This is a genomic window from Fictibacillus barbaricus, assembly GCF_031457135.1.
GTDB classification, from domain to species: domain Bacteria; phylum Bacillota; class Bacilli; order Bacillales; family Fictibacillaceae; genus Fictibacillus; species Fictibacillus barbaricus_A.
Window position 1 is genome coordinate 411,085 of sequence record NZ_JAVDWA010000001.1, and the last position, 13,970, is coordinate 425,054.

Below are 13,970 nucleotides of genomic sequence, written 5' to 3' on the forward strand. Positions count from 1 at the left end.
TATTTAATATTAATTTTATAAAAATTAAAATTTTTTGTTCACTTTTTTAATTTTATTGTATATAATCAAATTAATTAAAAGAAAGGAGTCGGATATGGCCCATCCATTACTCACAAATTGTCCAGTTTGCAGTCAAACGTTAAAAATTACAAAACTGCATTGCTCTGATTGTCACACAACAATTGAAAATGAATTTGAATTATCCAAGTTTGCATCCTTATCGAAAGAACAGCTTCACTTTGTAGAAGTGTTTCTTGTATGCAGAGGAAACATCAAAGAAGTTGAAAAGGAGCTAGGTATCTCTTATCCGACAGTCCGCGGAAAGTTAAATGATATTGCATCATCATTAGGGTACGAACAGAAAAAGAAAAATGAAGCAGATGAGAAAAAAATTGTTACAATGCTAGAACGTGGTGAGATCACGCCAGATGAAGCAATTAAAATGTTAAAAGACGAATAGGAGGAACGGAATATGAAAAGTGAGATTGAAAAAGTGCTGACAATGGTTCAAGAAGGAAAGATTGATGCAGAAAAAGGTTCTGAGCTGATCCAAGTGTTAAAAGAAAAAGAACTCGTTGCGGTTACCCCATCTAGAACAGTAGACTATGCACCACCTGTAAGGCCATCCAGCTATTTGGATAAAACATTGAAAATTCGTGTTGTTTCTGCCCAAAGCGATAACGTAAATGTGAATTTGCCGATTAAGCTTGTGAAGGTTGTATTAGCAGCAGGACATAGCATTGCCTCTAAGATTCCGCAATCCGAACAGTATGTAAAAGATATTAATATCGATCTGATTTTTGATGCGATTGAAAACGAACTAGACGGTCAAATCGTTGATGTGAAATCTGCAAACGGTGATACCGTTTCTGTAGTAATCGAATAGGAATTAGCGATGTTAAGTGTAAATGTGAAAACAAAAGGAGCAAAGTTCACGATACCAGTGCCTTATATTTTATTAAATATAGGTGTGTCGATCTTAACCTCCAAACTACTTATCCGTCATGCAAACAAATGGTCAAAGCCTCATCTAGATAAGAAAAAAATCTCATTCACCATTCCTCCTATAGAGAAAGCGGCACTCAATAAAATCATCCGAGAACTTAAACAGCATAAAGGCTTCGAGTTAGTTAATGTGAAAGCACAGGACGGAACGGAAGTCAGAATAAGATTATAAAAAACACCGATGTTTGTTTTCGGTGTTTTAGATCGTTTACCAGCTTTCAAGTTCCGAAAGCAAGATACCCTTTTTAGAAAGAGAATGATGGTTGCTGAACTCAAATCCAATATGCGTTTGAATCTGGTTATCGTGGAAGGAAAACATGAAAATTTTATTAAAGTTACCCTTAAGAGTGAAGTATATGACTTGTTCTTCAGGTACGGAAATCATTGAGAGCTGTGTTGGGTAATCTCCTTCAGTTTGAATTGTACCTTCAAGAATAGAAAAACCTTCATTTACCTGAAAAGATTCTTTGCAGTTTAACAGCGAATGATATGCTTTTTGATATCGATCACTGCCATCTCCTGAAACTTCATTGTAATATTGATCCGCTTCAAAAGGAAAGTTGGTTAATACCATAAAATCTTGATCGAATGAATCGAGGCTCAAATTCTCTCTGCCTGGTTCTACAACAAAGGAATGGCGATCTATCCCCGCAATCATACTATGTACACTATAATTAGGCACATTCACGATCTTTTTTTCAGTTAAATAATCGTTTAACGAAGATACCTCAATACGTTCAGACAGCACATCATCAAATAACTTCATGATATGAACACAATTCTTACCGCGCCTATATTTTCCGTTTTCATTTGGATCGACCATCAGCAGATTCATAAACGTTCCATTTCTATTCAATCCAAACGCGGGAAAAAATGAGCCATTTTCTTTTTGAAAAATAATAAGCTGATTGTCTTTGATTAAAGCCATTTTGATAGGGCGATCGGAAATATCAAAATTCATGCCAATATACGTTTTTTCTGCATGCAAAGCAAAGCTAGTACACATAGTGAAGGTACACTTCCTTTTATGAAATAGGACACTATTTATAAAATTAGACATAAAAACAAAAAAACCTTTTAAAAGGATCTGCTAAAAAAGGTACTGCAATTCCGATAGAGAAATACTATTAAATAAAAAGAGAACACACAGTTTTTGACTGTGTGTGTTTGTGGTTCAGACGAAAGGAATATTCTCGACAATGGTTGGCATGAAGAGTGTTGAACATATAAAAAGAAACTTAGAGTTAGTTATGAGGAAGAAAGGGTTGAAAGTATAGTGTATGGAGAAGCTGATCATTCAAAGTAACAGGAGAAGAGAGATGAGTAATCTAAAGATTAGACAATTTGAAGAAGATAAAGATTTACTATCTATCAGTGAATACGATTTGCCAGAAGAACAAGCAATCTTTACAACGATCCCTTCTCAAGTTATTGAAACATTTAAGCTGGATAAATGGAATCAGCCTTATGTGGTATTAGCAGATGATGATTTGGCAGGCTTCTTCGTCTTGTATGGTGATCCTTCTGGAAACTTTTATACGGATAATAAAAAGGCAATTGTATTTAAGTCCTTTTCCATTGATTTGCGTCATCAAAAAAAGGGATATGCCCTCCAAACGTTGGAGATTTTACCTGCTTTGATCAAAGAGAAATATCCAGACAAAGACGAGATCCTCTTAACTGTTCACCATACGAATACGCCTGCTATCCATCTATACAAAAAATCGGCCTTTCTAAATAAAGGAATCCGTTATGCGGGGGAATATGGTGAAGAATTGGTTTTTCATTATGAAATAAAGAGGGATTAAGGATGAAAAAACACAAATTCAACCAACCAGCAATACATTCCAACAAACGAAGAGTGTAATCCAACAAACGAAGAGAGGCTAAGCCCAACAAGTCGGGTCAGCCTCTCATTTATTTTTTATTTCTTCTGTAAAGGTCCATCGATTTATACCCATCACCAATGATTGTTTCCATTTCTAACAATCGTTTTTCTTGTGTTTCTTTTCTTTTTGCACTGAACACATATCGAGCCCAGTCCTTTTGATAACCAAATGTAAGTTCATTATAAGTATTGAGCAAATCTTCATTTCTGCTCAAATGCCGCTTAATATCTTCCACATGAGTGATATAGTCATCCACACATTGACGGCTTTTGTTGGCAAGAGATTTTTGAGCGTTTTTAGCAACGGCCTTCATCCCCACCACAGTAAAAACATCATTCAGACTAACCATCCTGGAAAATTTCAAATGGCTCTCAGGGACGAACCCATCTTCACCAACATTGATGTAAGGAAAGATTTCATCACGCTCAATATATTCTTTGTATTGTTTGTTGTTCTTTTTCGGATAAGCAAAGAAAACATAGCCGTTATCTTCTAACAATTTTTTTTCAATGACTAATCTTAAATCTCTTGAAAATTCTTCTAAATTAAACACAAACGTGAAGATCAAGTCATACTTCTTTTTTTGAATAGTAGAAGAATGATCTAATTCATGAAAGTCATCGATACCCTTAGGTGTATTGAGGATCAGCCTGTTTTTGTATTTGGATAAATTCAATTTTTCAACAATACTCTTCGTTGAATTCATAGTAAAGCCTCCTAATTTGTGTAGGTAATTAAATTATATAGGAAGAAAATCCAATTACAAATTTAATGAGATCTAGAAAAAAATCGATAGGATTAATCATATTGCATAGAAGTATTAGCCAGTGCATACTTTTCCGTTATTCGATGTATTTATTCACACAATGCAATGCAAGGATTAAATGGACAGGTCTAGCTGCTCAGATTGGGTTATCAGCGAATTTCTCTCATGAGAATCTCATGTATCTGTCCTAATTTTTTCATTTTCTTTTGGTATGTTATTAATGCCTCCACTTATCTATTTAATTGTAGGTATTGTAAGGGTGATATATGAAACCATTCAAATGAAGGAGGAACTAGCACATGGAATATAACAATGATGCCAAAAACAGAAACGTTCAACCACCTATTTCAGATAAATTAATTAGCAACCCATCAAAATTTCAACAATTGTTTAATAAGGTTCCCCAGATCACGGTCTTCTTTTGGATCATCAAGATTATGGCAACTACAGTTGGGGAGACAGCTGCAGATTTCTTAAGTTTTAATCTGAAATGGGGCTTGACCAATACCACATATTTGATGTCTGTCCTCTTGGTCATTTCGTTGATTATTCAATTTAAAGCAAAAAAATATGTACCTTGGAAATATTGGCTAGTAGTTGTATTGATCAGTATTGTAGGTACGTTGGTCACTGATAACTTGGTAGACCATTTCGGAGTCGCATTACAGACGACAACCATCTTTTTCACAATAGCCTTGCTGGTGACATTCATTGCTTGGTATAGAAGTGAGAAGACTTTGTCGATCCACTCGATTTATACGAAAAAGCGGGAAGCATTCTATTGGATGGCCATCTTATTTACTTTTGCATTAGGTACTGCAGCTGGTGATCTTATAGCAGAGGGACTTCATTTAGGTTACTTGGTTTCTGGATTCATATTCGTCGGACTGATTGCAGTAGTGATTATTGGCTATTACATGTTTAAACTTAATGCTGTCTGGGCTTTCTGGATCGCGTATATTTTAACCCGTCCACTTGGAGCTTCGTTCGGAGACTTACTATCACAGCCACACAAACATGGTGGCTTAGGTCTAGGTACTACGGGTACAAGTATAATCTTTTTAGTAATTATATTGAGCTTAGTTGTCTATCTGACAAGAACTAAAAGAGATGAAATACCAACCGAGACCATAACTGAAGAATAATTAAGAAATGATGTAGAGAGCGAATGAGTAAGTTATCTCTTATTTGGAAGAACTTGATCAAAAAAGGCGCAAATTTGCGCCTTTTTTGTTATGTATTAAAATGGAAATTGGCAATGACTGACTTGTGTTTAATGAAATGGCTAATACTTTAGATTCCAATCCTGCTAAGTTACAAATTAATAACAGCAAAAGAACAAAGAAAGGCTAACACAAAAAATATTTCATTTTTGGGTCAGCCTCTTTGATTCATTTTTCATCTATGCCGTCCTTTTTTTCATTTTCCTCTTAAGATAGAAAAAAGCAAAAACAAGAATATAGAAAACGGGAATCCATGCCAGGAATTTTAATGGTATATGGTTTCCAACATGATATCCTCCAAAAATAAATACGACACACCAAATCGCATTTCCTATTGTAGCTAAGAGGATATAAGGAACAAGCGGATAACGAGTGGTTCCTGCTAAATAGGGACTGATCTGACGGATACCTGGAAAGAAATAAGCAAAGACAATGGTTAACCGTCCGTATCGATGAAATTGCCGGGATACATACTCCCATTTCTTTGGTGTGATAAACATATACTTTCCGAATTTCTTAATAAATGCTGGACCCATTTTTCTGCCGATCATATAGGCGACGATCATGCCAAAGAATATGCCGATAAATGCAGATAATAGGGATAGGGATAAATTAAGGTGATGATTGGCAATTAATACACCCACTACTACCATAAATGTTTCTTCTGGTGCAGGAATGCCGACAATTCCGCAAAACAAGCATAGCGTGATGATTATATATCCGTAATGGAGCAGATAGTTTGTAATAAGATCAAGGTTCATATTAATTAGTCTCCTAATACACAGACCTTTCTGTGTATAGACAATGATAATAAAGAATAAGTGCGTTTTTGGTTATTCAGCGAAAGAGCGTCGTTTTTTAAAAGGTCTAATAATAGCCCAATGTTTTTTTGTTAAAGAATCTTTGTTAATAGCCTGTTGTCCTGATTGTTGCAGCACTGCGTAAATGAAGGAAGACATGCCGTTTGAATCAGATAGTTCCAGACTTGAACGATAAAGGTCAACTCTGGATCGATAGTCCGCCATTTCTTTATCATCTTTCAATATCGAGACGATTTGTTCAATATACGAGGATTCTTTCGATATTTTGTAAATAAGGCGTTTGTCTAATAGGACATTTAAATTCACATCTTCTTGTCCTGGCAGAGCCGAGTGTACAAAGATCGGAACTCCTTTTTTTAAGCATTCACTAATGGTTACACCGCCTGGTTTCGTTACGATGGCATCAGCGTGTTCATATAAGTGATTCATTTCTTCTTTTGAAGAAAGGTAGGGCACACACTGAATGGAAGGATGGTTCCAAGAGCGTATGGCATCATAAAGATTTTTATTTTTCCCGCATAAAATAGTAAATTTTATATCGCCTTGCTGTTTACGTGCTTGTTCTAAAAATCCAGTCATATCGCCAAGACCGCTGCTGCCGCCCGCTATAAGGATATTGATGGATTTTGTTTTCGCTTTATCGGGCAGCTTCTTTTCAAGCTTCTCATGAATGGGAATACCGCTTACCTTAATGTTTTTAGCCGGAACACCGTATTTTTCAACTAAAGTTGATTTGATAGCATGATCAGGGACAAGGTGATAATCAATTCCGTTCATACCCCACACGCTATTAATGAAAAAATCAGTATAGACATTGATAACAGGTATATTTAACTTTCCTTTTTCTTTTAAAACACTTAATAGAAATGAAGGGAAGCTATGCGTGCAAATAATTAAATCTGGATTCTCTCTTAAAATCAGTTTTTCCATTCTTCGTAAAAATAATTTCTCATAAAAAGATAAGGACAAATTGTTAGTGCTATTTGTATAAGAATAATGGTAATAAGCTTTTTTATAAGTTGCTGGAGAAGCAGAAATCCATTTTAAATAAATCGAAGAAACAAGTTTTTCGAGTCCAGGATTTACATAGTGTAAAAAATCTAATTTACAGCATTCAATTTGATCAGAATGACTTTTAATTGAATCAATAAGGGAATCCGCTACATGATGGTGGCCAGATGGCATCTGAAATAATGGAAGAAACAGAATTTTTTTCATTAAGCATCATTCCTTTCAAAAACGAGTAGTGGATTGATTGAGTAAATCGTCTGCTGAACCAGCAGGGTTTTCCTCAAGTTCTTTAAATAGTAAACCTCTATCTTTTGTCATTTCGAACATTTCTCTCAATGCTTCTATCATGACGCCAGGTGCTCTATTATCCGCTCCTAGCGTTTCACCGCAATCATGCAAAAGGATAATTGATTCCTTTTTAATATTATCGAGCAGCCTTTGCGTTAACTTCTTTCTTTCCATTACATTCCAATCCCGTGGAGCATACTTCCACATGATGATTTTAAATTTTTTAGCGGCAATCCACGAAAATAAATTAAAATGTCCCCAAGGTGGCCGATAGTAGATAGGTTTTTCTCCCGTTATCTCTTCAACATGGGATACAGCTTTATTTAATTGATTTTGAAAAGTAAAAGGATCAGTGAACCAGTTACTCGTATGTTTGTTATTATGAATGCCGATTGTATGGCCGTCTTCTTTCATACGCAGAATCAAATCGGGAAATTGTTTCGCACGTTCACCTAAAACAAAAAAAGTGCCTTTTGCATTATATTGTTTTAATAAATCGAGCAATACCGGTGTATACAGAGGGTTCGGACCATCATCAAATGTTAAATAAACGGCATTGTTATTTTGTGAGTCATGAAAAGATTTAGTTGAAAAAAGCCGATGCAGCAGTGTTGGTATTATTGCGTAAAAAATAAAAGCAATAAATAATATCATGAGAAACAAAAACAAAACGACAACCTCCTTACCTTTATTGCTTTAAAAACAATATGTTTAAATAAAGCATTATAAATAATAGAATCCCTTATTTTAACTATACACATAGGAAATAATAGCAGTGTGAATGAATTATTAAAATTTGATGAGAAAACGCTGAGATTCTCTTATAAATTCGTGCAGCTTTTATATTTTTATCTTTACATGCACATTGTTATCCATTATAAACAATAAAAAAATGGGATAAGCCATTGTGAGGGAAAATACATAATTCTCATCGTTTTCTAATGTTTAATTTACTGAATAAAAGTATTTGAAGAGATAAAATAAAAATGAATGATTAAAGAGGTGGAACTCATATGGAATCAGATAGGATCTTGTTAGTGGAAGACGAACATAATGTTGCTCAATTTATTAGATTGGAACTTGAATATGAGGGTTATTCGGTAACGACTGCCGAAGATGGAGAGCAGGCCATAACTTTTTTTCATGAAAACGAATGGAACGTGATCTTGTTGGATTGGATGCTTCCTAAACTTGATGGGTTGGAAGTATGCAGAAGAATACGAAAAACTAGTGATGTTCCGATAATCCTTTTAACAGCAAGAGACTATATCGGTGACAAAATTGCTGGTCTCGATACTGGTGCAGATGATTACATAACAAAGCCTTTTGAAATAGAGGAATTGTTAGCAAGGATCAGAGCCGTAATGCGGCGGCATAAAAGTGAGACGAAAAGTACTGGAAAAGAAACGTATATCTTTGAAGATCTCGTTGTTGATTCTAAGAGCAGGCTGGTAAAAAGATCTGAAAAATCCATTGAGCTCACTCAGCGTGAATTCGATTTATTAGTATTTTTGTTAAAACATCAAGGAGAAGTAATTAGCCGTGATTGGCTTTTGTCGGCAGTTTGGGGCTATGATTTTGTTGGAGAGACCAATGTTGTTGATGTCTATATCAGGTATCTTCGAAATAAGATTGATCGGGATTACGACTCAAAACTAATTCATACCGTTCGTGGAATAGGTTATGTCTTACGTTCGACCCAATCGTAACGGATCTAAAATAACACATCTGGAGTGAACATCCTTTGAAGTTCAACATTCCAAACCTTAATCCTAAAAAAATTTACAAAGAGAATAAAAAGACATTAATCTTTCAATTCACATCTTGGTATGTCCTGCACTTTATCGCAATCCTTTTTTTTATAGGTATTGCTGTGATTGGAACGGTAAGCTATTTTTTGATTCAGAGTACCAAAAGCGAGCTGCAGGCTATTGAAGAAAAACTCATATATATTACAGGAGAAGATTCCAAGGAGAATCTGCAAGATTCATTAGATGAAATTCTCTATCCGGACCACTCCAATTATTTTGTGAAGATTAAGACTGACGATAATCAAATGCTAGCTCAGTCTAGGGGGTGGGCGAATACCTTTCATGTTGATGAAGTCCATTTGAATTGGTTAGAACCGATATTTTGGAATGGAAATCATGGGGTGTTTTTTCATGAGGAAATCCCTTGGAATCAGCCAAATGGAAAAAAGGGAACAATACAAATTAAATTACAGTTAAATAAAGATGCAGAATTTCTTGGACTTATGATTCAGGTTATACTCATTACAGGAGTAATTAGCCTAATCGCAGGTTCAATTCTCATCTTTCAACTTTCGAAACGTAATTTAAAACCATTACTCATGATTACAAATGCAGTTGGAAAGATGAGAGGATCAACAGATCTGAAGAAACGGATCCCTGTTCCTGAAGCTCCTCGGGAATTATCTGAGCTATCCCTGACATTTAATCATCTGCTGCATCAATTGGAGGAACAATTTGAAAGGGAGAAAAGTTTTGTTTCAAATGTTTCTCATGAATTGAGAACGCCGTTGACTGCTTTTAAAGGACATTTGAAATTGATTAATCGCTGGGGGAAAAGTAATCCGGTGGTTTTGGAACAATCGATCCAAGCATTGGATGAAGAGAGTAAAAGGATGGAGCGTATGATGATTCAAATGCTTACGCTTGCAAGGAATGAACATTTTGAAAGTAAGAATGAACGTGTGAATTTAACGGTTGTCATTGAGAGAGTTGTTATGCAAATGCAAAATGATAGTAATGTTGAAATTATTCGAAACCTTGGGAATAATATATTTGGTATGGCAGATGAAGAACAATTTAGACAGATTGCAGTTATATTAATTGAAAATGCGATTAGATATACGGATGAGCATGGAAAGATAACCATTGTATTAGAAAAAGATAATGAAGAAATCCGTTTCATTGTTACTGATACGGGTATCGGTATTCCTGTTCAGGATCAGCATAAGATTTTTGATCGTTTTTATCGGGTAGACAAAGACCGCTCTCGTCAAACAGGAGGAACAGGGTTAGGTTTATCCATCGCTAAGGAGCTCGTTCATAACATTGGCGGTACGATTACACTGGTAAGTAAGACGGGATTTGGGAGTACATTTACCGTTCATTTACCGCTAATAAAAAGCGGATATTCATAATAAAAACCTCGGAGTTTTTCATATCTCCGAGGTTTTTTGCTTACTTCTTCAATTCCTGTCCCATGCCTTTTAAAAAGTTGAGCCCAAAGCCGATAGCGCGGTTGATGTCAGGATCGTTCAATACCTTCATCAGGTCGAACACGCCGATCTTTTTCTCGCTTTCCACAAAGTTTTCGCCTTGCTTCACACCGGCAACAACGCTGTCTAACAGTTTCGTTGTCATTTCAGGATCCATTTTCGTTAAAACACCGGCAGCACCCATCAAGTTGTTGATCATGTTTGTGACAGGTTCTCGAGTCGCTTGACCAAGAGCAATACCTGCAATTTTTTCTTTAGCTTCCAACATCGCATTTACTGCATCCAGTGCTCCCATGCTATGAAGTTCACCGATGATATCTAGCGTTTTTGTAAGAGCTTCATCTTTTTCAGCTAATGCGGTCTGCAATTCCATGAGTTTGTCCTGTTGAACTTGTTCTTCTGTTTTTATCTTTTTTCTCACGGTTGTAATCGGTTGAGCCATTCGATCATCCCTCCTAAACTTCATCCGTTAAGTGGACGTAGCCTGGGCGATTCCACTTCCGACTGACTTCTACACCGTTTTGCGGGTAGCGCTTCTTGTTTCTTGGATTATGACCTGGAAGCTTCACTTCGCCTTCGCGGCTGATGATTTCCATGCGCACCTTTGTTTGTTTATAAGCAGGAGTACGCGTGCGATGGTCTACTGCTGGCCCTGTTAAGAAATTAATCGCTGACTCTTTATCCACCGAGTTCATCGGCAAGTACAATTCATTATGTTTCACGCGGTCCGTTACGAGCGCATTCAATTTCACCGCTCCAAAAGGCGAAATCAGCCGAACGACTGAGCCGTCAACAATGCCGCGCTCTTCTGCAAGAGTAGGAGCAACTTCTACGAAAACATCCGGTACTTTTTCCTGGATGCCACGAGATTTGTTTGTCAGGTTACCTTCATGGAAATGTTCAAGCATACGGCCATTATTGATATGCAGGTCGTATTCTGCAGGAAACTCAGTCGGCAGCACCCAGTCGGAAAGTGCAAAGCGTGCTTTTTTATCAGGGAAGTTAAAGCCTTCAGTATATAGTAGCGGTGTGCTTTTCCCGCTGAAATCTCCCCATAAAAAGCTGCCCCAGCCTTCAAGTACTGAATAGTCCGCTTCACCAAACAGAGGAGATAAGGAAGCCATCTCTTCAAAAATTTCGCTCGGATGCGTGTAGTTCCAATCTGCGCCCATCCGTATTGCGATGCTTTGGATAATCTCCCAGTCCGGTCTGGACCCGCCAGTCGTCGGAAGTGCTTGATACAAACGCTGAACACGGCGTTCTGTATTCGTGAACGTCCCGTCTTTTTCAAGAGAAGGAGCAGCCGGTAAAATTACGTCCGCGTATTGAGCCGTCTTCGATAAGAAAATATCTTGAACCACAAAGAATTCCAGTTGTGAAAGCATGGCATGAACATGGTTAGAATTCGCATCGATAAGCGCCATGTCTTCACCAACGAGGTACATTGCTTTAATCTCACCACGGCCGATCGCTTCAACCATTGTGATGCTGTCCATTCCAGGCGTATCACCAATCTCAACACCGTACGCTTTTTCAAATTTAGCACGAGCAATATCATCGGTAACATGCTGATAACCTGGCAGCCAAGCAGGAAGAGTTCCCATGTCACAAGCACCTTGAACATTATTGTGGCCACGAAGCGGGTAGGCACCAGCACCCGGACGGCGATAGTTACCTGTCGCTAATAGAAGGTTCGAGATCGCAGCAGATGTATCACTTCCACCCGTGTTCTGAGTAACACCCATGCCCCAAAGCACACAAGTCCCATCAGCATCACGAATCATCTCGGCTACATTAATTAAGGTGTCTTTTGATATACCTGTAATTTTTTCTGCATATTCCAGTGTGTATTTTTCCAGCAGTTCTTTAAATTCATCAAGAAAATGAACATTCTCATCGATAAACTTCTCGTCGTGCCAGCCTTGGTCGATGATATACTTCGTTACGGCCATCAGCCAAACTTGATCTGTCCCTTGTTTAGGGCTTATGAAAATGTCAGAACGCTCAGCCATTTCGTGCTTACGGAGGTCAGCGACGATCAGCTTTTGGCCGTGAAGCTTGTGAGCACGTTTCACTCGAGTCGCAAGAACCGGATGACCTTCAGTCGGGTTCGCACCAACAATGATCACCAGTCCTGCTTCAGCGATATCTTTGATCGTACCCGCATCGCCACCCATACCAACCGTTCGGAAAAGACCATCTGTCGCAGGGGATTGGCAATAACGAGAACAGTTGTCGACGTTGTTTGTACCGAACACTTGGCGAGCTAACTTTTGCATCAAATAGTTTTCTTCGTTCGTAATTTTAGAGGATGAAACAAAGCTAAGCGCTTTTCCGCCATGGACAGCTTTAATTCCGCCCATTTTTTTTGCGATTAAGTTCAGCGCTTCGTCCCAAGTGGATTCCACGAACTCGCCATCTTTACGGATGAGCGGAGTAGTGAGCCGTTCTTCACTGTTCACGAAATCCCATCCGAATTTCCCTTTTACACAAGTTGAAATCGCGTTAACCGGTCCCTCTGATGGTTCAACTTTTAAAATCTTTCTGCCTTTTGTCCACACTTCGAACGAGCAGCCTACACCACAAAACGTACAAACCGTTTTTGTTTTTTTCGTGCGTGTTTCACGCATAGCAGCTTCGACTTCTGAAACCGCAAAAATACCGCTATAGCCAGGCTCAACTTCTTTTACAAGCTCAACCATTGGTTCTAAAAGTTCTTCTTTTAAGCCTGTCATAAAACCAGCTTCACCGAGCATTGATTTTTCCATTAACGCGTTACAAGGACATACGGTTACACACTGTCCACAGCTCACACAAGAAGAGTCGTTAATAGGGGAACCAGCATCCCAAATGACACGAGGACGTTCACGTTCCCAATCGATCGAAAGCGTCTCATTCACTTGTAAGTTCTGGCACACTTCCACACACTGTCCGCAAGTGATACATTGGTTCGCATCATAGCGATAAAACGGATGAGACATGTCGATATCAACAGGCTGTTCCTTAGGAGAATAAGGAATCGCTTGATGTTCAATCTCCATCATTTCAGCCGTATTATGCAATTTGCAGTTTCCGTTATTGTTGTCACAAACCGTACAATAAAGCAGGTGGTTTTCAAGAATGCGATCCATCGCGTCTGTCTGCGCTTTTTTAGCGCGGTCTGAAGATCGTTCAATATTCATGCCATTGGTGGCTGTCGTTGAGCAAGAGCGTACAAGCTTGCCATTCACTTCCACAATACACGTGTCACACGTCTCGATCGGATCAACTTGTGGGGTATGGCAGATTTGAGGATGAGAGAGTTCATTCTCGTTGATGATATCAAGAATAGAAGTGCCAAATGGAGCTTCGTAAGTCTTTCCGTCAATCTTTATCTGGATCATTTTGTCCATTTAAGAATCTTCCTTTCAAATAAAATTGCACAAAAAAATCCACCACGAAATCACAGATCCTTCACTTACAGAAAATGCGTTAACATGGTGGAATAGTTTAATAGCAGGGCTTACTATCTAACCAATCCAACTTAATATATTTTTGATATGCTGCGAATCTCGTCGTCAGTCTCGTTTTCTCGGTGCTCATTTAGATGTACTAAACTCCGCGCCTCGAAAATCTCACTTCCTCGACCTTCTTGCATCTGAAAAATATATAATTCAATTTTGATATGCTGCGAATCTCGTCGTCAGTCTCGTTTTCTCGGTGCTCATTTAGATGTACTAAACT

The 13,970-nt window shown here is 37.9% G+C and carries 14 protein-coding genes; 7 read left to right on the top strand and 7 right to left on the bottom strand.

Annotation, left to right across the window (positions count from 1 at the left end; all coding sequences use genetic code 11):
- The first annotated feature begins 94 nt into the window (after positions 1–94).
- The 3 genes from J2X07_RS02160 to J2X07_RS02170 are packed head-to-tail and all read left to right on the top strand — an operon-like array spanning position 95 to position 1,177.
- On the top strand, positions 95–460 hold the full coding sequence (locus J2X07_RS02160; RefSeq protein ID WP_310256037.1) for a DUF2089 domain-containing protein: 366 nt from the start codon (positions 95–97) through the stop codon (positions 458–460).
- A gap of 12 nt (positions 461–472) precedes the next feature.
- Positions 473–886 (top strand): SHOCT-like domain-containing protein, encoded by a 414-nt coding sequence (locus J2X07_RS02165; protein WP_310256038.1) that lies wholly within the window; start codon positions 473–475, stop codon positions 884–886.
- 9 nt (positions 887–895) lie between these two features.
- Positions 896–1,177 carry a hypothetical protein gene (locus J2X07_RS02170; RefSeq protein ID WP_310256039.1) on the top strand — a complete coding sequence of 94 codons (282 nt, stop codon included), beginning with the start codon at positions 896–898 and terminating at the stop codon, positions 1,175–1,177.
- A 36-nt stretch (positions 1,178–1,213) separates the two neighbouring features.
- Here the strand turns inward: J2X07_RS02170 and J2X07_RS02175 are convergent, their stop codons facing one another.
- Positions 1,214–2,011, bottom strand: a complete 798-nt coding sequence (locus J2X07_RS02175) for a hypothetical protein (RefSeq protein ID WP_310256040.1) — start codon at positions 2,009–2,011, stop codon at positions 1,214–1,216.
- Positions 2,012–2,324: 313 nt separating this feature from the next.
- Between J2X07_RS02175 and J2X07_RS02180 the strand changes: the two genes are divergently transcribed.
- Entirely contained in the window at positions 2,325–2,813 is a 489-nt protein-coding gene (locus tag J2X07_RS02180; protein ID WP_310256041.1) for a GNAT family N-acetyltransferase, read from the top strand.
- 109 nt (positions 2,814–2,922) lie between these two features.
- On the opposite strand, the gene J2X07_RS02185 is transcribed toward J2X07_RS02180, so the two are convergent.
- The gene (locus J2X07_RS02185) at positions 2,923–3,600 is read right to left on the bottom strand and encodes a YdeI/OmpD-associated family protein (RefSeq protein ID WP_310256042.1); all 678 of its coding nucleotides are present in this window, start codon (positions 3,598–3,600) and stop codon (positions 2,923–2,925) included.
- 359 nt (positions 3,601–3,959) lie between these two features.
- Between J2X07_RS02185 and J2X07_RS02190 the strand changes: the two genes are divergently transcribed.
- Positions 3,960–4,805, top strand: coding sequence for a COG4705 family protein (locus J2X07_RS02190; protein ID WP_310256044.1), 846 nt, complete (start codon positions 3,960–3,962; stop codon positions 4,803–4,805).
- A 257-nt stretch (positions 4,806–5,062) separates the two neighbouring features.
- Here J2X07_RS02190 and J2X07_RS02195 read toward each other — a convergent pair whose 3' ends face one another.
- The 3 genes from J2X07_RS02195 to J2X07_RS02205 form a co-directional block, all read right to left on the bottom strand.
- Entirely contained in the window at positions 5,063–5,644 is a 582-nt protein-coding gene (locus J2X07_RS02195; RefSeq protein ID WP_310256045.1) for a DedA family protein, read from the bottom strand.
- A 72-nt stretch (positions 5,645–5,716) separates the two neighbouring features.
- The gene (locus J2X07_RS02200) at positions 5,717–6,922 is read right to left on the bottom strand and encodes an MGDG synthase family glycosyltransferase (RefSeq protein WP_310256046.1); all 1,206 of its coding nucleotides are present in this window, start codon (positions 6,920–6,922) and stop codon (positions 5,717–5,719) included.
- Between the two features lie 15 nt (positions 6,923–6,937).
- Positions 6,938–7,672, bottom strand: a complete 735-nt coding sequence (locus J2X07_RS02205; protein ID WP_310256047.1) for a polysaccharide deacetylase family protein — start codon at positions 7,670–7,672, stop codon at positions 6,938–6,940.
- 344 nt (positions 7,673–8,016) lie between these two features.
- On the opposite strand from J2X07_RS02205, the gene J2X07_RS02210 reads away from it, so the two are divergent.
- Together J2X07_RS02210 and J2X07_RS02215 are read left to right on the top strand one after the other, a co-directional pair.
- A complete protein-coding gene (locus J2X07_RS02210) occupies positions 8,017–8,712 on the top strand; it encodes a response regulator transcription factor (protein WP_310256048.1) in 696 nt (231 codons plus the stop codon).
- A 35-nt stretch (positions 8,713–8,747) separates the two neighbouring features.
- Positions 8,748–10,169, top strand: coding sequence for a sensor histidine kinase (locus tag J2X07_RS02215; RefSeq protein WP_310256049.1), 1,422 nt, complete (start codon positions 8,748–8,750; stop codon positions 10,167–10,169).
- A gap of 40 nt (positions 10,170–10,209) precedes the next feature.
- Here the strand turns inward: J2X07_RS02215 and J2X07_RS02220 are convergent, their stop codons facing one another.
- Both J2X07_RS02220 and fdhF read right to left on the bottom strand, forming a co-directional pair.
- Entirely contained in the window at positions 10,210–10,689 is a 480-nt protein-coding gene (locus J2X07_RS02220) for a DUF1641 domain-containing protein (RefSeq protein WP_310256051.1), read from the bottom strand.
- 13 nt (positions 10,690–10,702) lie between these two features.
- Positions 10,703–13,639, bottom strand: coding sequence for a formate dehydrogenase subunit alpha (gene fdhF, locus J2X07_RS02225; RefSeq protein ID WP_310256052.1), 2,937 nt, complete (start codon positions 13,637–13,639; stop codon positions 10,703–10,705).
- Between the last annotated feature and the right edge of the window lie 331 nt (positions 13,640–13,970).